This window comes from Rhizobium sp. BK212, assembly GCF_014197475.1.
Classification (GTDB): domain Bacteria; phylum Pseudomonadota; class Alphaproteobacteria; order Rhizobiales; family Rhizobiaceae; genus Rhizobium; species Rhizobium anhuiense.
On sequence record NZ_JACIFS010000002.1, the window covers coordinates 607,472 to 631,706 of the forward strand.

General features: G+C 61.5%; 27 protein-coding genes. 15 read left to right on the forward strand and 12 right to left on the reverse strand.

Going from position 1 to position 24,235, the window contains the following annotated elements; all coding sequences use genetic code 11:
• Positions 1-14: 14 nt before the first annotated feature.
• The 4 genes from FHT79_RS08005 to FHT79_RS08020 form a co-directional block, all read right to left on the reverse strand.
• Positions 15-716 (reverse strand): response regulator transcription factor, encoded by a 702-nt coding sequence (locus tag FHT79_RS08005; RefSeq protein ID WP_018073989.1) that lies wholly within the window; start codon positions 714-716, stop codon positions 15-17.
• The gene (locus tag FHT79_RS08010) at positions 717-1,208 is read right to left on the reverse strand and encodes a MarR family transcriptional regulator (RefSeq protein ID WP_183903207.1); all 492 of its coding nucleotides are present in this window, start codon (positions 1,206-1,208) and stop codon (positions 717-719) included.
• Between the two features lie 620 nt (positions 1,209-1,828).
• The gene (locus tag FHT79_RS08015) at positions 1,829-2,098 is read right to left on the reverse strand and encodes a hypothetical protein (protein WP_183903208.1); all 270 of its coding nucleotides are present in this window, start codon (positions 2,096-2,098) and stop codon (positions 1,829-1,831) included.
• A 184-nt stretch (positions 2,099-2,282) separates the two neighbouring features.
• Positions 2,283-2,900: a DUF1236 domain-containing protein gene (locus FHT79_RS08020; protein WP_047611204.1), complete on the reverse strand. Its 618-nt coding sequence runs from the start codon at positions 2,898-2,900 to the stop codon at positions 2,283-2,285.
• A 279-nt stretch (positions 2,901-3,179) separates the two neighbouring features.
• Here FHT79_RS08020 and FHT79_RS08025 point away from each other — a divergent pair, with 279 nt between their 5' ends.
• Positions 3,180-3,824: an MBL fold metallo-hydrolase gene (locus FHT79_RS08025; RefSeq protein ID WP_183903209.1), complete on the forward strand. Its 645-nt coding sequence runs from the start codon at positions 3,180-3,182 to the stop codon at positions 3,822-3,824.
• Positions 3,825-3,864: 40 nt separating this feature from the next.
• Here the strand turns inward: FHT79_RS08025 and FHT79_RS08030 are convergent, their stop codons facing one another.
• From FHT79_RS08030 to FHT79_RS08045, 4 genes are all read right to left on the reverse strand, one after another.
• Complete coding sequence (locus tag FHT79_RS08030) at positions 3,865-4,206, reverse strand: tRNA-binding protein (RefSeq protein ID WP_183903210.1); 342 nt, start codon at positions 4,204-4,206, stop codon at positions 3,865-3,867.
• A 10-nt stretch (positions 4,207-4,216) separates the two neighbouring features.
• A complete protein-coding gene (gene proC / locus FHT79_RS08035) occupies positions 4,217-5,044 on the reverse strand; it encodes a pyrroline-5-carboxylate reductase (RefSeq protein ID WP_132572700.1) in 828 nt (275 codons plus the stop codon).
• A 1-nt stretch (position 5,045) separates the two neighbouring features.
• Positions 5,046-5,546 carry a YbjN domain-containing protein gene (locus FHT79_RS08040; RefSeq protein WP_003541709.1) on the reverse strand — a complete coding sequence of 167 codons (501 nt, stop codon included), beginning with the start codon at positions 5,544-5,546 and terminating at the stop codon, positions 5,046-5,048.
• Positions 5,547-5,935: 389 nt separating this feature from the next.
• A complete protein-coding gene (locus FHT79_RS08045; RefSeq protein ID WP_009997186.1) occupies positions 5,936-6,196 on the reverse strand; it encodes an accessory factor UbiK family protein in 261 nt (86 codons plus the stop codon).
• A gap of 201 nt (positions 6,197-6,397) precedes the next feature.
• On the opposite strand from FHT79_RS08045, the gene lgt reads away from it, so the two are divergent.
• The 6 genes from lgt (at position 6,398) to FHT79_RS08075 (ending at position 12,379) form a co-directional block, all read left to right on the forward strand.
• Entirely contained in the window at positions 6,398-7,246 is an 849-nt protein-coding gene (gene lgt, locus FHT79_RS08050; RefSeq protein WP_047611222.1) for a prolipoprotein diacylglyceryl transferase, read from the forward strand.
• Positions 7,247-7,264: 18 nt separating this feature from the next.
• On the forward strand, positions 7,265-8,365 hold the full coding sequence (locus tag FHT79_RS08055) for a class I SAM-dependent methyltransferase (protein ID WP_047611224.1): 1,101 nt from the start codon (positions 7,265-7,267) through the stop codon (positions 8,363-8,365).
• Between the two features lie 111 nt (positions 8,366-8,476).
• Complete coding sequence (gene pgeF, locus FHT79_RS08060; protein WP_047611227.1) at positions 8,477-9,271, forward strand: peptidoglycan editing factor PgeF; 795 nt, start codon at positions 8,477-8,479, stop codon at positions 9,269-9,271.
• A 5-nt stretch (positions 9,272-9,276) separates the two neighbouring features.
• Positions 9,277-10,428, forward strand: a complete 1,152-nt coding sequence (locus FHT79_RS08065; protein WP_047611230.1) for a Xaa-Pro peptidase family protein — start codon at positions 9,277-9,279, stop codon at positions 10,426-10,428.
• A 91-nt stretch (positions 10,429-10,519) separates the two neighbouring features.
• A complete protein-coding gene (locus FHT79_RS08070; protein ID WP_183903211.1) occupies positions 10,520-11,341 on the forward strand; it encodes a hypothetical protein in 822 nt (273 codons plus the stop codon).
• A gap of 105 nt (positions 11,342-11,446) precedes the next feature.
• Complete coding sequence (locus FHT79_RS08075; RefSeq protein WP_047611235.1) at positions 11,447-12,379, forward strand: ribose-phosphate pyrophosphokinase; 933 nt, start codon at positions 11,447-11,449, stop codon at positions 12,377-12,379.
• Positions 12,380-12,654: 275 nt separating this feature from the next.
• Here the strand turns inward: FHT79_RS08075 and FHT79_RS08080 are convergent, their stop codons facing one another.
• Positions 12,655-14,205, reverse strand: a complete 1,551-nt coding sequence (locus FHT79_RS08080; protein WP_047614279.1) for a hypothetical protein — start codon at positions 14,203-14,205, stop codon at positions 12,655-12,657.
• A gap of 348 nt (positions 14,206-14,553) precedes the next feature.
• Here FHT79_RS08080 and FHT79_RS08085 point away from each other — a divergent pair, with 348 nt between their 5' ends.
• The 5 genes from FHT79_RS08085 (at position 14,554) to FHT79_RS08105 (ending at position 19,727) form a co-directional block, all read left to right on the forward strand.
• Complete coding sequence (locus FHT79_RS08085; RefSeq protein WP_047611239.1) at positions 14,554-15,162, forward strand: 50S ribosomal protein L25/general stress protein Ctc; 609 nt, start codon at positions 14,554-14,556, stop codon at positions 15,160-15,162.
• A 186-nt stretch (positions 15,163-15,348) separates the two neighbouring features.
• On the forward strand, positions 15,349-17,700 hold the full coding sequence (locus FHT79_RS08090; RefSeq protein WP_047614282.1) for an EAL domain-containing protein: 2,352 nt from the start codon (positions 15,349-15,351) through the stop codon (positions 17,698-17,700).
• Between the two features lie 24 nt (positions 17,701-17,724).
• Positions 17,725-18,438 carry a transporter substrate-binding domain-containing protein gene (locus tag FHT79_RS08095; RefSeq protein WP_047611786.1) on the forward strand — a complete coding sequence of 238 codons (714 nt, stop codon included), beginning with the start codon at positions 17,725-17,727 and terminating at the stop codon, positions 18,436-18,438.
• A gap of 87 nt (positions 18,439-18,525) precedes the next feature.
• Positions 18,526-19,257 carry an aminoacyl-tRNA hydrolase gene (gene pth, locus FHT79_RS08100; RefSeq protein WP_047614284.1) on the forward strand — a complete coding sequence of 244 codons (732 nt, stop codon included), beginning with the start codon at positions 18,526-18,528 and terminating at the stop codon, positions 19,255-19,257.
• Positions 19,254-19,727, forward strand: a complete 474-nt coding sequence (locus FHT79_RS08105; RefSeq protein WP_047614287.1) for a GNAT family N-acetyltransferase — start codon at positions 19,254-19,256, stop codon at positions 19,725-19,727. Before pth ends, FHT79_RS08105 begins: the two co-directional genes overlap by 4 nt.
• A gap of 11 nt (positions 19,728-19,738) precedes the next feature.
• Here FHT79_RS08105 and clpS read toward each other — a convergent pair whose 3' ends face one another.
• Positions 19,739-20,050 (reverse strand): ATP-dependent Clp protease adapter ClpS, encoded by a 312-nt coding sequence (clpS, locus tag FHT79_RS08110; RefSeq protein ID WP_047614289.1) that lies wholly within the window; start codon positions 20,048-20,050, stop codon positions 19,739-19,741.
• A 342-nt stretch (positions 20,051-20,392) separates the two neighbouring features.
• On the opposite strand from clpS, the gene ychF reads away from it, so the two are divergent.
• Positions 20,393-21,496, forward strand: coding sequence for a redox-regulated ATPase YchF (gene ychF / locus FHT79_RS08115; protein WP_183903212.1), 1,104 nt, complete (start codon positions 20,393-20,395; stop codon positions 21,494-21,496).
• Positions 21,497-21,514: 18 nt separating this feature from the next.
• On the opposite strand, the gene FHT79_RS08120 is transcribed toward ychF, so the two are convergent.
• Positions 21,515-22,588: a hypothetical protein gene (locus FHT79_RS08120; protein ID WP_183903213.1), complete on the reverse strand. Its 1,074-nt coding sequence runs from the start codon at positions 22,586-22,588 to the stop codon at positions 21,515-21,517.
• A gap of 81 nt (positions 22,589-22,669) precedes the next feature.
• Here FHT79_RS08120 and FHT79_RS08125 point away from each other — a divergent pair, with 81 nt between their 5' ends.
• Both FHT79_RS08125 and FHT79_RS08130 read left to right on the forward strand, forming a co-directional pair.
• The gene (locus tag FHT79_RS08125) at positions 22,670-23,140 is read left to right on the forward strand and encodes a MaoC family dehydratase (protein WP_047611259.1); all 471 of its coding nucleotides are present in this window, start codon (positions 22,670-22,672) and stop codon (positions 23,138-23,140) included.
• Positions 23,137-23,604, forward strand: a complete 468-nt coding sequence (locus tag FHT79_RS08130; protein ID WP_183903214.1) for a MaoC family dehydratase — start codon at positions 23,137-23,139, stop codon at positions 23,602-23,604. The genes FHT79_RS08125 and FHT79_RS08130 overlap by 4 nt, the downstream gene beginning before the upstream one ends.
• A 24-nt stretch (positions 23,605-23,628) precedes the next feature.
• Here FHT79_RS08130 and FHT79_RS08135 read toward each other — a convergent pair whose 3' ends face one another.
• Positions 23,629-24,171, reverse strand: a complete 543-nt coding sequence (locus tag FHT79_RS08135; protein ID WP_183903215.1) for an adenine phosphoribosyltransferase — start codon at positions 24,169-24,171, stop codon at positions 23,629-23,631.
• Positions 24,172-24,235 lie beyond the last annotated feature (64 nt).

Consider the following 24,235-nt stretch of genomic DNA (forward strand, 5'->3'; position numbering starts at 1 on the left):
CCCGAACCTTGAGTTTAGTCGATGCTCAGCCTGTATCCGATGCCGCGCACGGTCTGCAGCCAGACCGGATTGGCGGGATCGTCCTCGATCTTGCGCCGCAGCCGGTTGATCTGCACATCGATCGTCCGCTCGCCGACTTCGGTGTCGTTGCCGATCAGTTCGTGGCGCGGGATCGTGTCGCCGGCACGCCGTGCAAAGAGCAGCATGATCTCCTGTTCGCGGTCGGTGAGCCGGATCACCTCGCTGGCCTTCTTCAGCTCCTTGCGGGTCAGCGAGAAGGTATAGGGGCCGAACATCACCTGTTCGATCTTTGGTCCCTCGCCGCCGGCATTGCGGCGCAGGATGTTGTTGATGCGCAGCACCAGTTCGCGCGGGTCGAAGGGCTTGGAAAGATAATCGTCGGCGCCGGCCTCGAGGCCCTCGATGCGATTGCCCGATTCAGCCAGCGCCGTCAGCATGATGATCGGCACGTTCTTGATGGCGCGAAGCCCTCGGGTGACGTCGATGCCGGATTCGCCGGGCATCATCACATCCATGATGATCAGGTCGAAATCGAGGCCGGTGAGTTTGCGCTGCGCCTCGGCGCCATCGGCGGCGACGGTGACGCGGAAGCCGTTCTCGGCGAGATAACGATTGAGCAGCGCCCGGATGCGGGAGTCGTCATCGACCACCAGCAAATGCGCCGCATCGTCGGAAATACCTGTCTTGACCGCCATTCAATCCGCCCTCTGTCTGTCCCGCATCCCTCTGAGGAAAGCTTTTACGCCCTCCCGCACCTCCGCAGAAGCCCCTTCGAATGCCCGCTCAATGCGGCGCGATTGCGGCTCGGCAAGGGCAAGCGCCAGCTCTCGTCCCGATTTCGTCGGATAGAGCTTGCGCTGTCGCCGGTCTTCGGGGCCTGCAACCTGGCGAATATAGCCTGAATCGATCAGCTGTTTCAGCACCCTTGCGAGGCTCTGCTTGGTGATCTTCAGCGTATCGAGAAGATCGGCGACCGTCATACCGGGATTGCGGTTGACGAAATGCACGACGCGGTGATGCGCCCGGCCGAAACCGCTCTTTTCAAGGATGGCGTCGGGATCGGAAACAAAGTCGCGATAGGCGAAGAAGAACAACTCGATGATCTCGAAATCGATAATATCGGTATCTTCCATCGGCGTGGCCAGCGGCTCTGGTTTGCCTGCTTTCGGGCCGGTCTGTCGTGACACTCGGCATTTCCTTTCAGTTTCCGCGCATAACGGGAGACTTTCGCGAAGATATGGCAGCCTTATTGACATAAATTTGCGTCGCGGCCAGCTTCTCCGAACTCTGCGGCAGCGCCGCACGGTCTCTCATGTCCCTGGCATTTCTGGAAACCAAGTCCGTCCGGCACTCCGACGCAATACGCGATTTCCCCTTCCGTCTGTGGATAAAACGTAATGGGGACAACAATCAACAGGCATGGCGCCCGCATCGACGGTCGAGCTCCCGAAGTGCCAGGGGTTTAAGCATGCCTATATCGGTCCGATTGCCTGGCGCGAGACAGCAAGATGATGTTTCGGCGCAGGCCAATCTCATCAACCGGAAGTAACCTCGGTTTCGGAAATCGGTCCGTATCGCTTGCCGTCGATGATCTTCGAAGCGCTGACGAACGACTGTATGAAGGAGGTCTATCCGGCCGCAGTCGCCGCCGGATAAGAGCCTCACGCGATCGGTCCGGCCACTGCATAGTTCCTCAAATCGGAACCGATTTAAGGATAAAATTACGCAGCCATTCAACGTGCTCCAGCAGCCTTTCCGCGTCCCAAAACAGGCGCGGCGCTGTCGGTAAACGTCTGCGGGGCCTTCTTTACCTGTGCGCCCGTGCCATGACCAGTCCGGCGAGCGTCGAGAGAATGCCGCCGCCGATCAGGCCGCCGATTCCGTCGGCGAGCAGGCCGGTCATAGCCGCTTCCCCGCCGACCATGCTGAGCAGCATGCCGCCGCCGACGCCGCCGAGCGCGCCTGCGATCGTACGAGCGACGACATTGATCGCGTGCTGCTTCAAAGCGGCGCTCGCGGCATTGCCGCCGATTGCACCGGCTATCAATTGTGTGATGAGCGGAAGTAGCGCTTCCATGATTTCCTCCTCTGGCGATCTCCCCGATCGCCGATCCATGCCGAACCTTCGGCATATTAGGATATTATCATATTTTGGAAGACAGCGTTAAGAAAATCAACCGATGCGGGATTAAGGCAGGGAGAACTGCCCTGGAACGAGGCGGCCCGACGTTCCGCCTCGCCTCAGTTCTTGCCGATTCACGTCATTGATAGACGTAGACGATCCGGCGTGTACCTGGATCGACCAGCACCGGCCGGTCGTTGATCCTCGTATAGCGGTACTCATAGTCGGGGATCGTCTGGAAGGTGACATCGGCAGGCACTTCCGCGCCGACGACGACATCGCCGCCAAGTCGCACCGTCTCACCCGGATTGGTGTCGATATAGGTGCGAACCGTTTCCGGCGGAGTGATGGTCTCGACCGACCCGACGGGGCCGAGCAGTTCGTCGCCCGGCGCCGGCTGCGGCTCGGCCGGAACGACGCTTGCAGTCGACTCGTAGGTGACGGCGGGAACGCCGATCTCGGCACGATGCTCCTCGACGATAACGCGGCTGCCGCCATGATCGACCTGCAGATAATCGGCATAGACCCAGCCGCGCATGCCGTTGACGTCGACACGGCACCATCGGCTGCCTTCGATGCAGCCGTCGAGGACTGCGGTGGAGCCGCGGGTGGCAAGACCGACCGAGGGATATTGCGGGCCGGGGCCAGCGCGGACGTTGAGATCATCGACCGTCGTCGCCATCATCTCCGCCTGCGCAAGACCGGCGCTCGCTATCAGCACCGCGCCCGCCAGCAGAATGTTTCTCTTTAAGGTCATGTGAGCGTCTCCTTGGTTTCGATGGGCTGACAACGTGTGGGGTTCCACGATGTTCCCATGCGCTCAGCCCGGCGGAACATCGCCTCTATGAGAATTCCTGCAAGTGCCTTGAAAAATTGAATAAAAGCCGCGTGATGACGATGACAAAAGCAGGTATAAACTCTTGTTGCAGTCTGTCTTTTTGCCGTGAGGCCGACCGTAAATGGGAGAAGATTCCGGCTGTCCTCGCCGTGGTTTCGGACTATACCCTGGATATCCGAGACACCAAGCGAGGCACCTATGGGCATGCTCCAGGCCGGCATTATTCCGGTGACACCCTTCCAGCAGAACTGCACGATCTTCTTCGATCCAGATACCAAGGAAGGCGTCGTCATCGATCCGGGCGGCGACGTGCCGCTCATCCTGCAGGCGATCGCGGAAAACGGGTTGACCATCAAGGAAATCTGGCTGACGCATGGCCATCTCGACCATGCGGGCGGCGCCAGCGAACTGAAGGCGGCCCTCGGGGTCGATGTGGTCGGCCCGCATCAGGACGATCTGCCGCTGCTGCAGCGGGTCGAGAGCCAGGCTGCGAAATACGGCATATCAGGATTGCGTAACGTCGTGCCCGACCGCTGGCTGAAGGATGGCGACAAGATCTCCTTCGGCGCCCACGAATTCGAGGTCTATCACACGCCCGGCCATGCCCCCGGCCACGTCATCTATTTCAACCGCGCGCAGAATTTCGCCCATCTCGGCGACGTGCTCTTCAACGGCTCGATCGGCCGCACCGACCTGCCGGGCGGCGATCATCAGCAGCTTCTTGATTCGATCCGCGACAAAGTGCTGCCGCTCGGCGACGACGTCGGCTTCATCTGCGGCCACGGTCCCGGCAGCCGCATCGGCGATGAGCGGCGAAGCAATCCGTTTTTGCGGGAAATCTGACCTGGGGGGAGAATGGGCGGCGAAGCTGCGCTCCGCCCGCTCACATCATCTTCCGGCCGTTCGGCACTGGCTGCTCGACGGCCGCAAGCACGACCGCGCCGTTCTCGTCCTCGAATCCCAGTGTTAGCACTTCCGAGCGGAACGGCCCGATCTGGCGCGGCGGGAAATTGACCACGCCGAGCACCTGACGGCCGATCAGGCTTTCCGGCATATAATGCACGGTGATCTGCGCTGAGGATTTCTTCGTGCCGATCTCAGGGCCGAAATCGATCACCAGCTTAATCGCCGGCTTGCGCGCTTCCGGAAAAGGGCTGGCCTCGATGATCGTGCCGACACGAATATCGACACGCTCGAAATCGGCATAGGTGATCTCGTCGGCCATGTCGTCTCCGTCAGCCGGCCAGTTCCTCGGCCCGCTTGCGCGCTGCCGCGAGTGCCGCGTCGAACAGAGGCTGCATGCCGTCCTCTGCCATCAGCACGGCGAGCGCCGCCGCCGTCGTGCCACCGGGAGAGGTCACATTCTCGCGCAGCCGCGAAGCGCCGTCGGGGGACTGGTGCAAAAGTTCACCAGCCCCCGCGACTGTTTCCCGCGCAAGACGCATGGCGAGGTCCGCCTGCAGACCGAGTTTACGGCCTGCCTCCGCCATACATTCGACGAGATAGAAGACATAGGCCGGACCACTGCCCGAAAGCGCCGTCACGGCATCGATATCGGCTTCCGCGGGCACCCATTCGACAGGCCCCGAGACGCGCAGGAGGGAATGGACGCGCTCACGCTGCTGATCGCTGACCGCTGAATTGGCAAAGGCGCCGGTGACGCCGCGCCCAACCATAGCAGGAGTGTTCGGCATGGCGCGCACCATGGCGGCTTTACCCAGATGCTTCTCGAGGAAACCGAGCGTCTTGCCGGCCGCGACCGAGACGACGACCGTGTCCGGCCCGATCGCACTCTTCACCGCCGGCAGCACCGTCTCCATCACCTGTGGCTTGACCGCGAGGAACAGCACGCTTGCCTTCAAATCCGCCGGGAGCGCGGTCACATGGGTGGCGCCAGCTTCGTTGATCGTCGCCAGCATCGCCGGCGACGGACCGGGATCGACGACAATGACGGCCGAGCCCGGGACGCCGCTTTTCAGCCAGCCGGAGAGCATCGCCCCGCCCATGTTTCCGGCGCCGATCAAAAGGACGGGATTTGTCGAGGAGAAACGCTTCGTCGGCATCTTATGCCTCGCCGACCGTTTCGAACAGCACGGCTTCCATCGCCTTCGTCGCTTCCATGCCGGACCAGACGACGAACTGGAATGCCTGGAAATAGGCTTCGCAGGTATCGAGCGCGCTGGAAAGCAGCACCTCCACCTGACGGTTGGTGGGCTCTGCACCGCCGGCGAGCAGCAGCGACTGGCGGAAAATGACGACATCTTCCTGGCGCCAGAGATCGAAATGACCCATCAGCACCTGCCCGTTGATCGCCGAGAGCAGCTTGACCACCTCGTTGACCCTGATGTCGGGAACTTTGATATCGAAGGCGCAGCCAAGGTGCAGCGCCTCGAACTCCTCCATCCAGGAGAAGGAGACGTGATAGTCCGTCCAGCGACCCTCGACCGTCATCGCGATCTCGTCCTCGCCGGACCGTTCGAACGACCAGTCGTTGTTGGAGGCAACGTACTCGATCATATCGACCGGGTTCGACTGACGCTCGACTTCCAATTCCATCAGGTTCATGCAGCACCTTCTTGACCGGAACGAATGCGACTTAACTTGGTGTACGAACACAAGAAAGACACACGCAAATACCGGAAACCACCACTCGGATGATCGTTGAACCGCTGCCAGACTTAACGCAGATAACCTGCCCGGAGCTTACCAAGTCGCTTCGAATCATCATTTAAAATCAGTGTATAGCGCCCCTTGCCCCCTGCCAGCCCCCCGAACGGAAAATAGGACCGGCCACTGTGGAAAGGCTCTTCGAAATTCAATTCAGAAGGGAGAATAAGCGACTCTGCGAATTGGCTTTTTTGGCAGTGTCCACAGGTGGAAAACTCACCTGAATTTTTTGTGACAGATGCGGCATCTGCCAGGAAGACGTGCCGCACCTGCGTCATATCGGGACTTCAGTGCCCTTCGCCGGCAAGCTTCGCCTCGAGTGCCGCGATGCGGGCGGCGAGCGCCTCGTTCTCGTCGCGTGCCTTGATCGCCATCTCGCGCACAGCCTCGAACTCCTCGCGCTTGACGACGTCCATACTGTTCAGCCAACGCTCGGCCTGGGCGTTGAACGCGGTTTCGATCTCCTTGCGGACGCCCTGGGCGGCACCGGCCGCATCGGTCATCAGCTTGGCGAATTCGTCCATGATGCGGTTCGTTCCGGTCGTCATGGCGTTTTTCTCCCTTCGCATGAGGTGAATTCAGCCCTTCGGGGCCTCGAGGATTGAGGTAGGGCTTCACCATCGACGATGCAAGCGCTTTGCACGGGATAGGCCTCGGGAAGCGGCCGCAAACGGGCCATCACGAACAATGGACTTGACCGTCCGGGATCGCAGCGGCATGTTCCGCGCAACCAAACAGGTGGGAAAACCTTGCCGACAGCAGCCAATCTCCTTGCCATCATGCCTTTCCCGGATATCGATCCGATCGCCTTTTCGATCGGTCCGGTGGCGATTCACTGGTATGGTCTTGCCTATGTCGCCGGCATCCTGCTCGGCTGGGCCTATGCGCGCCGCATCGCCGCCAATGACAGTCTCTGGCCCGGCAACGTCTCGCCGATATCAAGGACGCAGCTCGACGATTTCATCGTCTGGGCAGCGCTTGGAGTCGTGCTTGGCGGTCGTCTCGGCTATATCTTCTTCTATGACCTCCCCGCCGTCATGCGCAGTCCCGTCCGTGCGCTCGAGATCTGGAACGGCGGCATGTCCTTCCATGGCGGCCTGACCGGCACGACGATTGCCATGATCCTCTTTGCCCGCCGCAACGCCATCCCTATCTGGAGCCTGTTCGACATCGTCGCTGCTGTCGTTCCCTTCGGGCTGTTTTTCGGCCGCATCGCCAATTTCATCAATGGCGAGCTCTGGGGTCGATTGACCGACGTGCCCTGGGCCGTGGTCTTCCCGACCGGCGGCCCGTTCGCCCGCCATCCGAGCCAGCTTTACGAAGCCGGCCTCGAAGGCATCGTTCTGCTGCTGGTGCTGGCCGCCCTCGTCTATTTCATGCGGGCACTGAAAAGCCCCGGTTTCATCACGGGTGTCTTTGTCTGCGGTTATGCGCTGTCGCGCATTTTCGTCGAATTCTTCCGCGAGCCTGACGCCCAGATCGGTTACCTCATCGGCACGAACTGGCTGACCATGGGCATGGTGCTCTCTTTCCCGATGATCCTGCTTGGCCTCTGGGCGATGCTGCGGGCCCGCCGCCAGGCTGCGCTGCAGCTCTGAAACGGCAGGACGCGCGACATGACCACCGCTCTAGGCGAAAAGATCAAGGCGATCATCCAGGCGAACGGCCCGATCAGCGTCACCGATTATTTCTCGCTGTGCCTCGCCGATCCCGAACACGGCTATTACCGCACCCGCGAGCCCTTCGGCCGTTCCGGCGACTTCGTCACCGCGCCGGAGGTCAGCCAGATTTTCGGCGAGATGATCGGCGTCTTCATCGTCCATGCGTGGCAGCGTCACGGCACGCCGGCCGACGTCCGCCTCGTCGAGATCGGCCCTGGCCGCGGCACGATGATGGCAGACATGCTGCGCGTCATCTCCCGCATCGCTCCACCGCTTTTCGACGCCATGACCGTGCATCTCGTCGAAACCAGTGAGCGCCTGCGCGACGTCCAGAGCCAGACGCTCGAACCCCACGGCGAGAAGATTTCCTGGCACGATGGCTTCGACGAAGTACCATCAGGCTTCACCTTGATTGCCGCCAACGAACTCTTCGACGCCATCCCGATCCGCCAGTTCGTCCGCATGCCGACGGGTTTCCGCGAACGCATGGTCGGCATCGACGCCGATGGCGAACTGACCTTCGCCGCCGGCGTCGCCGGCCTCGATCCCGCGCTTCTTCCCGAACCGGTGCAGAACGTGCCGGTCGGTACGCTCTTCGAGATCTCGCCGGCCCGCCAGGCGGTGATGATGGCGATCTGCGAGCGGCTGCGCGCCTTCGGCGGCACGGCGCTCGCGATCGACTACGGTCATCTCGTCACCGGCTTCGGCGATACGCTGCAAGCCGTGCGCATGCATGAATTCGACCCGCCGCTCGCCCATCCCGGTGAAGCCGATCTGACGAGCCATGTCGACTTCCAGCAGCTCGCCGAAACGGCGCTTGCGGCCGGCATCCATCTGAACGGCGCCCTGCATCAGGGTGATTTTCTGACCGGCCTCGGCATCCTCGAGCGCGCGGCCGCCCTCGGCCGCGACCGCGAGCCGCAAACCCAGCAGATCATCCAGACGGCGGTCGAAAGGCTCGCCGGCGCCGGTGAAGGCCGGATGGGCGAACTCTTCAAGGTAATGGCGGTCTCCTATCCCGCCGTCGATCTCATGCCCTTTCGCCCGGTGGATTGACAGGGCGCACGCGGCTGGTTCAACATCCCAGCGCAACAAGAACTTGAAGCGCGCCGCATATGCGATGCGCTTGGGATAATAACAAACCCCTTAAAAACCCCGGAATCACAGATGCAGGACGCGGCCTCTCCCGCACCGATCGAAAGCACGCTGCTGAACGAAGCGGCGGGCAGCACCATCCGCCACGGTTATTTCACTCGGGCCGGCGGCGTTTCCGAAGGGCTGTATCGCGGCCTCAATGTCGGCCTCAGCTCCAGCGACGAACGCGACAAGGTCCTGGAAAACCGCCGCCGTGTCGCCGCCTGGTTCGACCTGCCGGTCGAGCGGCTGGCAACCGTGCATCAGGTTCATTCCCCCGATGTCGTGACGATCCGCGCCAATTACGACGGTGCCCGCCCCGACGCCGATGCGATGGTGACGGCGGCCCCCGGCATTGCGCTTGGCGTGCTCGCCGCCGATTGCGGGCCGATCCTTTTCGCCGACCCCGACAACCGCGTCATCGGCGCCGCCCATGCCGGCTGGAAGGGCGTGCTGACGGGCGTGCTCGAAAACACCATTGCCGCTATGGAGGCGCTGGGTGCGGACCGCGGCAGCATCGTCGCCTGCCTTGGCCCCTCGATCAGCCAGGCAAGTTATGAAGTCGGTCCCGAGTTCGTCGAGCGTTTCGTCGCCGAGAACCCGGATGACGATCGCTTCTTCGTGCCTTCCGCAACATCAGGTCACGCCATGTTCGACCTGCCGGGGCTGACCGTCGATCGGCTGACGAAAGCCGGCGTGCGCGCCGAAAGTCTCGGCCTGTGCACCTATCCGGACAGCGAGCGCTTCTTTTCCTATCGCAGAACGACACATCGCAAGGAGCCGGATTACGGCCGCCAGATTTCCGCGATATCAATCAGGGAGACTTGAGCAGAATGGCACTGCACTTCGAAAAGGCTGAATTCGCAAGCCGGCTTGCGCGCCTCACCGAGAAGATGAAGGAAGAAAAGCTCGACGCCCTGCTGCTCTTCGCCCAGGAAAGCATGTACTGGCTGACCGGCTACGACACCTTCGGCTACTGCTTCTTCCAGACGCTGGTCGTCAAGAGCGACGGCACCATGGCGCTGATCACCCGCTCGGCCGATCTTCGCCAGGCCAGGCACACCTCGATCCTCGAGGACATCCATATCTGGGTCGACCGGGTCAATGCCGATCCGACGCTCGACCTGAAGAACCTGCTGGTCGAGATGGATCTGCTTGGCACCCGCATCGGCGTCGAATATGATACGCACGGCATGACCGGCCGCGTCGCCCGCCTGCTTGACGCGCAACTGACCACCTTCGGCCAGATCGTCGACGCCTCCTACCTCGTCAGCCGCCTGCGCCTGATCAAGAGCCCAACCGAGGTCGCCTATGTCGAGCGCGCCGCCGTTCTGGCCGACGATGCGCTCGATGCCGCAATCCGGTTGACGAAGCCCGGCGCCGACGAGGCCGATATCCTCGCCGCCATGCAGGGCGCGATCTTTTCCGGCGGCGGCGACTATCCCGCCAACGAGTTCATCATCGGTTCCGGCGCCGACGCCCTGCTCTGCCGCTACAAGGCCGGCCGCCGCAAGCTCGACGCCAACGACCAGCTGACGCTCGAATGGGCCGGCGCCTATGCGCATTACCACGCCGCCATGATGCGCACGATCGTCGTCGGCGAGCCGACACACCGCCATCGCGAGCTTTACAACGCCTGCCGCGAGACCATCGAGGCGATTGAGACCGTGCTGAAGCCCGGCCATACCTTCGGCGATGTCTTCGACATGCATGCCAGGATCATCGATGAGCGCGGCCTCGCTCGCCACCGGCTGAATGCCTGTGGTTATTCGCTCGGCGCCCGCTTCTCGCCGTCCTGGATGGAGCACCAGATGTTCCATGTCGGCAATCCGCAGCCGATCGAGCCGAACATGTCGCTCTTCGTGCATATGATCATCGCCGATTCCGACACGGGCACGGCGATGACGCTCGGCCAGACCTATCTGACGACAGCGGATGCACCGCGCCCGCTGTCCCGCCATCCGCTCGACTTCATCGGCCTCTGACCGGTGAGAATCCGGAATTGACAGACGACCATCCCCGCCCGCATAAATTCGGGTGGGGCTGATTGCAATTGTGGGAAGGACGGATCAAGGGATGACGCGAGCTGCGATTGTGCCCACGCTCCTGTTCGTCACAGCTCTGCTGACCGCTTGCAATACCACCGATGCACTGACGCCGCAGGTCGATATCGGCGATTCCTCCGGGGCGACATCGTCGAGCCCGGTGTCGCAGAGCGAAGCCGAGCGTTTGGCGGGTACCCGCCAGCCGGGTTTCGCGGCAAGTGCGCAGCAGGGCGGCTACCATCCAGCCTATAATCAGTCGCAGCAGGCCTATCGGCCCGGCAGCGGCGCGCCGCCGACGACGATGCAGCAGCAGGCAGACGCCCTGTCGCGGAGCGGCTCCTCGCCGGCCGCCCCTACTCCGATCGAGGGGCAATCGCTGCCACCGGCGGCGGCCAATGGCGGGCTTCCCGCACAGCCGGCTCAGCCGGCCGAGGCGCAACAGCCACAGCAGACCGCGGCCCTGCCGCCCAGTTCTTCCTCCGGCCGCGGCAATACCGTACGCTTCCTGCCGATCATCGGCGCGCCGGTGCAGGCCGTGACCCCGCTCTCACGTCAGCTCGGCGCCGAGGCGCGCGCGCACGGCCTTTCCATCAAGAGCTCGACCGATGCGAGCAGCGATTACATCCTCAAGGGCTATCTCTCAGCCTTCAGCGACGACGGCAAGGTCACAGTGGTCTATGTCTGGGACATTCTCGACAGCGCCGGCGGTCGCCTGCACCGCATCCAGGGGCAGGAAAGCGTGCCGGCGGCCGCGGCCGATCCCTGGGCAGGCGTTCCCGCCTCGGTCATGCAGCAGATCGCCTCGAAAACCATCGCGGAATTCTCCTCCTGGCGACAGACTCAGGGCGGTTAGTCACAAACTTTTTGCAAATATGAAAGCCTGTGGCACCTTTGCCCTTGCATTCATCGGGAAGCTGACTAAAAAGCGCGGCTATCAGCGCATAACAGGCGGACCAAAATGAAGGTTTTCGCAGGCAATTCGAACCGGCAACTCGCCGAAGCGATCTGCACCTATCTCAATGTTCCCTTGGGGAGAGCCAGCGTCCGAAGGTTTGCCGATCAGGAAATCTTTGTGGAAATCCAGGAAAATGTCCGCGGTGAGGACGTTTTCCTCGTGCAGCCGACTGCCTTCCCGGCCAACGACCACCTGATGGAACTGCTGATCATGATCGATGCGATGCGTCGTTCGTCAGCCCGTCGCATCACTGCCGTGCTTCCCTATTTCGGTTATGCGCGTCAGGACCGCCGCGCTTCCGGCCGTACGCCGATCTCCGCCAAGCTGGTGGCAAACCTGATCACCGAAGCCGGCGCCGACCGCGTCATGACGCTCGATCTCCACGCAGGTCAGATCCAGGGCTTCTTCGATATACCCACAGACAACCTCTTTGCGCTGCCGGTGCTGACCCGCGACATCAAGAGTCACTATGATCTCAGCAACGTCGTGGTCGTCTCGCCTGACGTCGGCGGCGTGGTTCGCGCCCGCGCGCTCGCCAAACGGCTGGACTGTCTTCTGGCCATCGTCGACAAGCGTCGCGATCGGCCGGGTGAATCCGAAGTCATGAACATCATCGGCGACATTGCCGGCAAGGACTGCCTGCTGATCGACGACATCGTCGATTCCGGCGGAACGCTCTGCAACGCGGCCGACGCGATGCTGGCCAAGGGCGCATCCAGCGTCACCGCCTACATCACCCACGGCGTTCTCTCGGGCGGCGCAGTCACCCGCGTGACCTCCTCGAAGCTGCGCGAACTCGTCATCACGGATTCGATCCAGCCGACCACCGCCGTGCTCTCGGCCCACAATATCCGCATCGTGACGACGGCGCCGCTGATCGGCGAAGCCATCAGCCGAACGGCCCAGGAAGAGTCCGTCTCCAGCCTCTTCGATTGACCGGCCGCTTCGATTGACCAGCCTCTTCAATAAAAAAGAGCCGGCATCGACCGGCTCTTTTTAATTTCTGCATCAGATGGACCAAGCTATTGCCGGGCAGGCCCTCCGAGCCGCGTCAACTGCTGGCCGTTGATCGTCGCGGAGCCGCCTTCGTTGACAGCGAAAGCCCAGAATAAATCGTCGTCCCGATCGTTGGCCTCGGTGAAGCGTGTGACTTAAAACAAAGAGGCCGGCACAAGGCCGGCCTCTTCATGTCTGATCCCAATTGATAACGCTCAAGGCTGCTGCGGCGGCGCAGGTACCGCATCCTGACCCTGATCCGGTTCCTGCTCCTGATCTGGCTCCAGCCCTTGATCTTGATCCTGATCCGGACCATCCGGCCCCTTGATCTGCTGGCCGTTGACGGCGACCGCACCATCGCGGCTGACGCTGATGTCCCACCGCGAGCGTCCATCCGCATCGGTCTTGGCGAAGCCCTTCACCATCATGATGCCGAAGGAGACCTGGTTGAGATCGGGATCGGTCTTGGCAAGCTCCTGAACTGCGGCGATCGTCTTGTCGAGATCGCGGGCGAGGATCGTCGCCTCCATCGAATAGTCCTTCTGGGTATCGACGCGCCCCTCGATCTTGCCCGTCATGTCGATGTCATAGACATCCGACTTGGCGCTGATCTTCGGAAACTCGACGGTGAGCCGACCATCGCGGAAGAGCTTCTTGCCCATCTCCTCACCGCTCGTCTCCGGCGCCTTCTCATTGAAATCCATCGCCATCAAGGCGTCGCCGAAACTTGCGAAGTCTAGATTCGGCATGGCGAGCTGCAGATCGAAGCTGGTCGGCAGGAAAGGCGAATAGCTTGCCGGCATCAGCGGGCTGTCGAAGCTGATCTCCTGCGCATTCATGCCGAAGCCGAAGCGCATCGCGTTGGTCGGCCCATCGATGGCGACGTTATAACCGAAGGCCTTGACGCCGCCGCTGCCCACCTGGGTGCTGACGGTCAAATTGTTGACCCCGATCGTCTCGCTGAACGAGGCCAGAAGCGGGAAGGCTTCCTTGAGGATTCCCTTGATCCTGTCGCTGTTTTCTGGGCTCAACTCCTTCTCCTCGACATGATCGAGAATGAAGAAGACCATCTCGCGGATCTGCTTCGCCGGCAGGCCGTTCACCTTGGCCTCGACATCGACCGAGTCGGCACGGATTTCAACGGGCGGCATTTGCGCGCCGGAAATCTGCTCGACGAAAGCCGACATCGAACCGCTGCCCGTAAGATCGATACGCCCGTTGCCGCCTGCGCTGTCCGTCGAACTCAGCTTTTGATCCATGCTGGCGATGCTGGCGCTGACTTCCTCAGTCTCAGACTTGCTGGTGAGCTTGATGTCCTTGGCCGTAGAAGTGGCGGAGCGCAGATAGCTAATCGCAGGATCGAAGACGCCGCTGTAAACAAGCGATGCGATAGAATAGGAGAAATCCGTCGGCTTCTCGTCCTTGCCTTTGAAATGGCCGGAGACGTTGAACTTGTTGTCGCCTTCGATATTCCAAAGCCCGCTATCGAGCGGTGTAGCGAACGTCGAGAACGGCGCCAGCCCGTTGATCGCGAATGTCGCGGGATCGGCCTTGGCAAGCAGCTTCGCCAGATCGTAGATGATCTCGTAGCGCGTGCCTGCCGGATTGACGGTGATCAGGCCGCTCTTTGCCAGATCCTCCGGAAGCAGCTTCGTCAGGGTACCCTTGAGCGCGTCGGCGCCGCCCTGATTGATCTCGACACCCTGGGCCGTAGTGACAAGGCAAAGTGCCAGCAAGCTCGTTGCCGTGACAAGTTTAAGACGCATAGTCCGATTTCTCCTCAGCCGCTTTTTGAATGCGGCATCCAAAGAGGTGAAGCGCGCCGATGTCAACCTCGGCCGCAGCGGGAATGCTGAATTTTGCCGCTTGCTGGACCGGGAATACGATCGCTGCGAAGTCGGGTGCGGTTTCGGCTTGCCGAAGCGCGTATTTCGCCGGAAAACAGCCTGAAACCGCAACTTGCGTTTCCGATCGACTTATAATATAGGCCACCGGTCCGCGTAGACACCCTTGGAGGCAACGCGGATGAGGTTGGGTTATACCCGCCTCCGGTTCGACGGAGCAAGGCATTGCCCGCCCGCCGAACTCTCCAAATAACCTCGAAAGGAATAGCCATGAGCCAGGAAACTTACGAGCTCAAGGCCGAGGCGCGCGAACGGGTTGGTAAGGGGTCCGCCCGTGAACTTCGCCGCAACGGTTTGATTCCCGCTGTCATCTATGGTGACAAGCAGGCCCCCATTGCCATCGCTCTCAACACCAATGAGGTGACGAAGCGCATTCATGCCGGTGGTTTCATGACCACCGTGGCGACGATCGAAGTCGGCGGCAAGAAGTACAAGGTTCTGCCGAAGGACTATCAGCTCGATCCGGTCCGCGACTTCACGATGCATGTCGATTTCCTGCGCGTCTCCGGTAACACCCAGGTGAGCGTCGAAATCCCGGTTCACTTCGTCAACGAAGCGAAATCCCCGGGCATCAAGGTCGGCGGCGTTCTGAACATCGTTCGCCATGAAGTCGAAGTTCATTGCCCGGCCGATGCGATCCCGGAATTCTTCAATGTCGACCTCAGCGGCAAGAAGATCGGCGACAGCATCCATATTTCGGAAGTCACCCTGCCGAAGGGTGTCACCCCGGTCATCGACCGCGACTTCACGATCGCGACCATCATTGCCCCGGCTGCCGGCATCGACGAGACTGCTGCCGAAGGCGAAGCCGAAGCCTGATCGCTTCGACCAATTTGTAAAGCATATGGCCCGCTTTCCCCTGGAAAGCGGGCTTTTCATTGCCCGGCAACTGCCCCGTTTCAGCAACATTTAACAAATTCGTGAAAGCATGCTTCGTCAGCTGCGAAGAAGCCCGCCTTGACGCGCGACAGGAAATATGGCCGGCCTGGGGGAGTAAACGGAACCATGAACAATTCCGTTGAGAACAGATTTTTTGCGATAGTTTGCGGTGCGCTGCTTGTTTTTGTCGCTCCGCTTTTTGTTCTCTTCCTTTTTCTTTCCTCGGAACGGGCCGATAAGGAAATACGCGACCATATCTCCGTTCTTCTTGTCGCCAATGCCCAGGCGCTGGCCAAACCCCTGTGGGACCTCGATGAGGACAGCGTCACCCAGATCAGCGCGACGGTCGTTTCCCAGGGCGCCATCGTCAAGGTCGAGGTGCGGGATCAGTCAGGCCAGCTCGACGTCAGCCAGTCCACCATTCCGCGCTCCTTCGACGGCCAGCTCGTGCAGGTGTCGCGCGCCATCATCTACAACACCGTCGACGGTCCGAAGAATCTCGGCAGCATCAGCGTCTATTATCCCGCACTCGGCCTGTTTTCCGGCCTGAAGCAGGAAGAAGTCGTCTTCATCTCGATCTTCATTTTCGCGGTGCTGACCGTTTTCGGCACGGCGCTGATCGGCAACCGTTTCTTCGTCATCCAGCCGCTGATGCGGCTGACGGCGGCAATCGAGGCCACCCGCCAGCTAGGCTCCCGCCATCATGTCGACTGGCAGTCGAACGACGAGATGGGACGGTTGGCCCGCAGCTTCAACGAGATGCAGACCAAGCTTGAAAGCGAGGAAAAGGAGCTGAAGCTTGCCCACCGCCGCGCTACCGACATCTACAATCTGACGCCCGCCATGCTCTTCTCGCTCGACGAGGAGGATCGCATCACCGCCGTCAGCGATTACTGGCTGCTTGCGACAGGTTATAACCGCGCCGCCGTCATCGGCCGCAATTTCGGCGATCTCGTCACATCAAACACCCGCGACAAATTCGTCAAGCGCCGGCTGGCCGAAAGCGGCATGACCGTCACCGTCAAGTTCGTCTGCCTGGACGGCCGCACCATGGACGTCCTCATCATGGAATCGGAAGCGGGAGCCGGCGCTCATGACCGCCTGTCGCTCTCGGTCATGACCGATGTGACCGAACTCAAGGCCTCCGAGGACCGCAACCACCGCCAGGCAATCACCGATCACCTGACCGGCCTTCTCAATCGCCAGGGCTTCGAAGCCGTCCTCGACAACAAGATCGCCGCCGCCGACGCCGCCGGCCAGGAACTCGCCTGTCTCTTCGTCGATCTCGACCGCTTCAAGTGGATCAACGACAATATGGGCCATGCCGCCGGCGACATGGCGCTGATCGAACTCGTCGAGCGTCTGAAGACCCATCTTGCCCCCTCCGACGAAGCGGCCCGTCTCGGCGGCGACGAATTTGCCATCCTGCTGCCGGCCAAGGACGCCGCAAAACGCGCCAAGGTGATGTGCGAACAGATCGCCTCGATCTTCGAAACGCCCTTCACCCCGGACATGCATCTGAGCGCTTCCGTCGGCATCGCCATCTATCCGCACCATGCGGCGACCGCGGCCGAACTGCTGCAGAAATCCGACATGGCGATGTATGCCAAGAAACGCGACGGCAAGAACGGCGCGCAGCTCTTCGACAACGCCATGCTCGACCGGGCCCGCAGCCGCGCCGAGATCGAGGCCAATATCGAAGCCGGCCTCGTCGACAACTGGTTCGAGGCCTTCCTGCAACCGATCGTCAACCTGAACGGCCGCGGCATTGCCGGTTTCGAGGCGCTGATGCGCCTCAACCATCCGCAGAAGGGCTTGATGCCGCCGGCCGAGATCATCAGCGTCGCCGAGGAGACGGCAAAGATCGTCCGGGTCGGCAACGTCATCATGGAAAAGGCGATCGCCAACCTCGCGAAGATTTCCCGCATATCGGGCATGCAGGATACCTATCTCGCCATCAACTTCTCGCCGCTGCAGTTCGAGCCGGCGCTGCCGGCCCGTCTTGCCGCCATTGTCGGCCGCCACGGCATCCGTCCTGAGCGCATTGTCGTCGAAATCACCGAAGCCGTGCTGATGCACGACAACCCGCAGATCCGCATGATCGTCACGGAACTCCGTCGCTTCGGCTGCCGCATCGCGCTCGACGACTTCGGGACCGGCTATTCGTCGCTGAGCTACCTCAACCGCTTCCCCGTCGACATCATCAAGATCGACCAGTCCTTCACCCGTGCGATCAACGACGGCGACGACGACGTACGCCAGAAGAGCCGCATGCTGATCGAAGGCATCACCACGCTTTCGCACAAAATGAACTGCACCGTCATTGCCGAGGGCATCGAGACCGAAGAGGAATGCCGCACGCTCCATCAGATGGGGCTTGACTACGGCCAGGGCTACCTCTTCCATCGTCCGCAGCATGCAACCGCGCTCATCGAGCAACTGGTAGGCTCACAATCGGCCGTGGCGCGCGCCTCGTGAATGAAGAACGAAGGAGATGATATGATGAAAAAGCTCCTGCTTCTCGCATGCCTGGCGCTGCCCTGCGCCGCCCATGCGCAAACCGTGACCTTCACGACTGAGGACTATGCCCCCTTCAATTATCGCGAAGGCAAGGAGATCAAGGGCGCCACCGTCGAGCAGGTCGAAAAGGTGATGGCCGCGATCGGCGTCGACTACACGATCGAGATCATGCCCTGGGCGCGCGCTTTCGGCCTTGCCCGCACGGCGCCGATGACCTGTGTCTTCGCAACCGCCCACAACGGCGCACGCGACCCGCTGTTCAAATGGGTCGAGCCGCTGCTCATCGACCGCAACATCCTGATCACCCGCAAGGGCTCGGGCGTCATCGCCAACAATCTGGAAGAGGCGAAGAAATATACGGTCGGCACTCAGCGTGAGGATTACACCGAGACGATCCTGAAGGAGAAGGGCTTCACCAAGCTCGATGTCGCCAGCGACTTCAACGCGACGCTGCGCAAGCTGCTCGGCGGACGCATCGACATGATGCCGATCTCCGAACTCTATTTCGAAAAGCTGAAGGCCGACCAGCCGGTGGAGATGGTGACCGTGCTCTCCGCCCAGCCGATGAGCATCGCCTGCGAGAAGAGCTTTCCGGACGATCTGCTCGTCAAGATGCAAGCTGCCCTCGACAAGCTGATCGCCGATGGCGACCAGAAGCAGATCTTCCTGAAATACGGCATGAATCTGTCGCAGTGACTGCGACGGATACTGCCCTTTCCGCTTGACTTTGCGGTCATTTACAGGTGGTGAACGGCGGGAAATTCTAGCGAGGAAAAACAGACCATGCTGATCATCGCGGGTCTCGGCAATCCTGGCGGCAAATACGCCGGCAACCGCCACAATATCGGCTTCATGGCCGTCGACGCCATTCATCGGCGCCACAGCTTCTCGCCCTGGTCGAAGAAATTCAGGGCGGAGATCGCCGAGGGCGAGATCGGCGGCGAGAAGGTGCTGCTGATCAAGCCGCAGACCTTCATGAATCTCTCCGGCGAATCCGTCGGCGAGGCGATGCGCTTCTACAAGCTCCAGCCCGCCGACCTGGTCGCGATCTACGACGAACTCGATCTTCCCCCGGGCAAGGCGCGGCTTAAGACCGGCGGCGGCCATGGCGGCCATAACGGCATCAGGTCGCTGGACGCCCATTGCGGCCGGGAGTACCGGCGGCTGCGCCTCGGCATCGGCCATCCGGGCGTCAAGGAAATGGTGCAGAACCACGTGCTCGGCGATTTCGCCAAGGCCGACAAGGTCTGGCTGGAGCCGCTTCTCGACACCCTCGCCGACAATGCCGACATGCTGGTGCGAAACGAGGATTCGCAGCTGATGAACAAGATCGCGCTGGCGCTCGGCGGCAAGGCCGAGGAAGAGAAGCCGCGGAAGGAAAACAAGAATACCGAAAAGAAGCCGGCCGGCCAGTCGCATATCCATCAGGCCCGCAACCACAATCAGCCGAAGTTGCCGGCCAGCGGCCCGATGGCCGACATGTTGAAGAAGATGTTCGGCAACAAGGGGGAATGAGGCCGGTGCCGGATCACGACCAGGACCAGGATTTCGCCATCCGCCCGGCCGCCGTCGGCGATCTTCCCGGGCTGATCACCCTCTACCAGCATTTGAATTCGACCGATCCGGTTCTCGACAAGGCCTTGGCCGAAGAGCGCTTCTCCGCCATCCTCGCCCAACCCGGCATGACCCTCTTCATCGGCTTTGCCGGCGATCTCGCTGCGGCCACCGTCACGCTGATCGTCGTGCCGAACCTGACGCGGAACGGCGCCTCCTATGCCCTGATTGAAAACGTCGTCACCCACGCCGATCACCGCCGGCGCGGTTATGCCGGCGCCGTCATCGGCCATGCCGTGACGGAGGCCTGGAAAGCTGGCTGCTACAAGGTGATGCTGCTCACCGGCTCGAAAAACCCGGCGACCCTGCGCTTCTACGAGAATTGCGGCTTCGTGCAGGACAAGACCGGCTATCAGATCCGCAGAACCTGAATCCGCAGCATCTATTCTTCCGGCTCCGTTGTGAACATCAGTGGAAAGCCCATGCCCTTGGCAAGGTCGATGCCCTCCTTGGCCTTGGTCTCGGCGATATCCCTGGCGCAGACCACGACCACGCAGGAACCGAGCTTGTGCGCTGTTATCATCACCCGGTAGCCCGTCTCCTCGCTCATGCGGAACACGGCCTTCAAGATCACGATGACGAATTCGCGTGGCGTATAATCGTCATTGACGAGAATGACCTTGTAGAGCTTCGGCTTATCCAGCTTCGGCTTCACCTTGGTCTTCGGTTTCAGGGCAATGTCATTGTCACTCATCGGAAAAATCCACCCGTTGATGACATGGGGTCAGGAATGTTCAAACCAGCTAATCAGTGTCGATGACGAGTTTTCGACGGTCAGCCGCCACAGCTCCTGGCCTCAAACAGGCAGGACCTAGTCCCCGGCTTCGGCGCAGAGAGAGGCAATTGCATCTGCGTGGGAGTGATCTGGCATTCTGGTGAAATCCGCAATGCGTCGAAAATCTCAGTCGCATTCAAAAATAGGCCAGCACCGATCTGTCGGCAAGTGAGCAGCGGTAAAAGCTCTCTAAGACTTGACCATATTGCTCCTTTATCCCATAGGCACCAGCAAGGAATTCAAGAACAGCAGGTTTTAGCCATGGGCTTCAAATGCGGCATCGTCGGTCTGCCGAACGTCGGCAAATCGACCCTCTTCAACGCGCTCACCAAGACGGCGGCCGCGCAAGCGGCAAACTATCCCTTCTGCACCATCGAGCCGAACACCGGCGAAGTCGCCGTGCCCGATCCGCGCATGCGCAAGCTTGCCGACATCGCCAGGTCGAAGGAACTGATCCCGACCCGCATCTCCTTCGTCGACATTGCCGGCCTTGTGCGTGGCGCCTCGAAGGGTGAAGGTCTCGGCAACCAGTTCCTCGCCAATATCCGCGAGGTCGATGCCATCGTCCACGTGCTGCGCTGCTTCGAAGACAGCGACATCACCCATGTCGAAGGCCGCATCAATCCCGTCGCCGATGCCGAGACGATCGAGACGGAGCTGATGCTTGCCGATCTCGAAAGCCTGGAGCGCCGCACCGAGCAGACGCGCAAGCGCGCCACCAGCAAGGACAAGGATTCGATGGCGATGCTGCCGATCATGGAAGCCTCGCTGAAACTGCTCAACGAGGGCAAGCCGGTACGCACACTGCTGTCGACGCTCGATGCCGAGGAAATCGCCATCCTCAAGGGCCTCAACCTTCTGACCTCGCATCCGGTGCTCTATGTCTGCAACGTCGCTGAGGCCGAGGCTTCGACAGGCAATGAATTCACCGAGGCTGTCGCCGTTATGGCTCGGGAACAGGGTGCCGAAACCGTCGTCATCTCGGCGGCGATCGAGGCCGAGGTCGCCCAGCTTCCCGAGGATGAAGCCAAGGAATTCCTCTCCGCCCTCGACCTCGACGAAGCCGGCCTCGACCGGCTGATCCGCGCCGGCTACAAGCTGCTCCACCTCATCACCTATTTCACCGTCGGCCCGAAGGAAACGCGCGCCTGGACGATCGAGCGCGGCACCAAGGCGCCGCAGGCCGCCGGCGTCATCCATTCGGATTTCGAACGCGGCTTCATCCGCGCCAACACCATCGCCTATGACGATTACATCAAATACAACGGCGAAGTCGGCGCCAAGGATGCAGGCAAGGCGCGTGACGAAGGCAAGGAATACGTCGTCCAGGACGGCGACGTCATCCATTTCCGCTTCAACACCTAAATAAGAAATGCTGCCGCCTTAACCAGGCGGCAGCCTGTTTGCGATTGCCGGGGGCAGTGCCCGCAGCACCAGCCGTCGCAGTGGCATCCAGCCTGTTCCGATAATGAGAACGATCGCGCCCACGACGATCAGCGTCGTGAAGATGTAGGTGTCGACAGTCGCGCTTCCGTGCCGGAAGACGCTGAAGATCGCAACACCGAGTGATAGCAGCCCCGAGGTGACGAAAGCGCGGCGATCGATGATCAGACCGATCAGCATCAGCGCCGCCACGGTCGCGACGACCACGGGGGTCCGGGCCGACATGTTCGCCAGGTCGAAGATACGGCCGCCTTCTCCTAGAGACAGCAGAGAAACGGTGCTGTAGAGCAGCGCCGGCGCCGCACCGAGATGCAGCCAGAAAGCAATATCCGAGCGCGTCGTCCGGCGCAGCCGGTCGCCGAAATCGAAATAGAGCGCCGTCGCGAAGAGGCCGAGCGCGCAGACGAGGGACACCGCAGCCAGCAGGGCAAGATGGTCGACGAAAAATGCGGGATTGCCGCTTAGCCATTGCGCTAAACGTAAAAGCAGGGTGAGCACCAGGGCAAGTACCGACATGATGGCGAGCGCCAGCGTCAAGGGCACGCGATAGCGGGCATAGTAGATGCCGAGAAGGATCGGGAAGCCGGCAACGAACTGCGTGAGGTCCGCTCCGATCTCGGAGGTCCATGGCGTAAAGACACGGGACATCAGCAAAAATGTCCAGCAGAACAGCGCGATCGTCAAGCCGACGGCCGGCAGGGCGAGCCGCTGACGCCGCACCAGGATTTCCGAAAGCACGAGGATAGCGGGCGGCACCGCGTAAAGCGGTGCAAGCCCCCAGAGGCCGCCGAGCGCCACGACGACGCCGATGGTGATCAGCACGTCGTGGAAGCCGCGCACGAAACGCGGCGTCTCCGTATCCGACCAGGCCCGTCCTTCAGCCGCCATTGCCGGCTGCGCCTCGGCGACGGCCACACCGTGCGCGATCAGAAACGGCAGAAGCCGCTCTCCGGCCTCCGGCGAAATCAGTCCCTGGCGCACCGCTTCATCGAGTATCGACCTCAGTTCCGTCATGCCGGTTTATCTCCCCGGAATCATTGAGCCCGCGCGGATGCTATTGTAAGCATTGTGCGCTGCATATGGCGGGAGGAGCGAATGTCGGCAGAAAAGCTTTCCTTCGAGGATTTCCAGCCCGGCCGCCGCTTCGCGCTCGGCCCGAAGCTGGTGATCGCCGAGGAAATCATTGAGTTCGCAAGCGAATTCGACCCGCAGCCGATGCATCTCGATGAGGCGGCCGGCCGCGCCAGCATTCTCGGCGGGCTCGCCGCGTCCGGCTGGCACACCTCTTCGATGTTCATGCGCATGATGGCCGACAGCTATGTGCTGCATTCGCTCTGCGAGGGTGCACCGGGCGTCGATCTGATGGAATGGCGCAAGCCGGTGCTTGCCGGCGACACGCTGTCTGGCCATTCGACCGTCCTCGAAGCCCGGCCGATGCGTTCGCGCCCCGGCATGGGCATCGTCAAGTTTCGTCACGAGGTCGGAAACCAGCGCGGCGAACTCGTCTGCGTCTCGGAGAATTCGGTGATGATTCGCATGCGCCCCACATCGGAGCTGTCAGCATGAGAATGTCGGAACTTTACGCCGTCGGCGAGAAGGTCGAGATCGGCAGCTACGCCTTTACCGAGGAAAACATCATCCGTTTCGCGACGCGCTACGATCCGCAGCGTTTCCACATCGACAAGGAAGCCGCCAAGGACACGCTCTTCGGCGGCCTCTGCGCTTCGGGCTGGCACACCACGGCCGCCTGGATGCGGACCTTCCTCGCCTTTTGGGAAAGGCAGAGCGCTGCACTCGCGCAGGAGGGCCTGACGTCGCCGAACCTCGGCCCCTCGCCTGGCTTCCAGAAGTTGCAATGGCTGCGGCCGGTCTTCGCAGGCGACGTCGTCGCCTATTCCGTCGCCTTCCTCGCCAGCCGGCCGCTCGCGTCGCGGCCGGGCTGGCACCTCAACACCATCCTCTGCAAGGGCGTCAATCAAAACGGCGATGCCGTCATCCGCTTCGAAAGCAGCGTGCTCGAATTCGACTAACGCTGCCGCATAGTAGCCACGGACTCAGTGACCGGAGAATTCGACCAGCGTGTGCACGACGACGCCGAGCTCTTCCAGCTTCTTGCGGCCGCCGAGATCCGGCAGATTGATGACGAAGCAGGCGCCGACCACTTCGGCGCCGATTTGGCGCAGCAGCTTCGTGGCACCCACCGCCGTGCCGCCGGTAGCGATCAGGTCGTCGACCAGGATCACCTTCTCGCCGGGCTGCACCGCATCGCGATGCATCTCCATCTCGTCGACGCCATATTCCAGGCTGTAGGCGATGCGCACGGTCTCGTGCGGCAGCTTGCCCTTCTTGCGGATCGGCACAAAGCCCGAGGAAAGCTGGTGCGCCACCGCGCCGCCGAGAATGAAGCCGCGCGCCTCCATGCCGGCGATCTTGTCGATCTTCATGCCCGCATAGGGCTGCACGAGCTCGTCGACCGCCCGGCGGAAAGCGCGAGGGTTGCCGAGCAGCGTGGTGATGTCACGGAAGATGATGCCCGGCTTGGGATAGTCGGGAATGGAGCGGATGCTGGCTGCGAGCTCCGAAGTCGTATTGTCCATGGAAAATCCATATCTGCGAGCGCATGAAACTGGCCGCACCCTATCAATTGACAGGAATGGAACC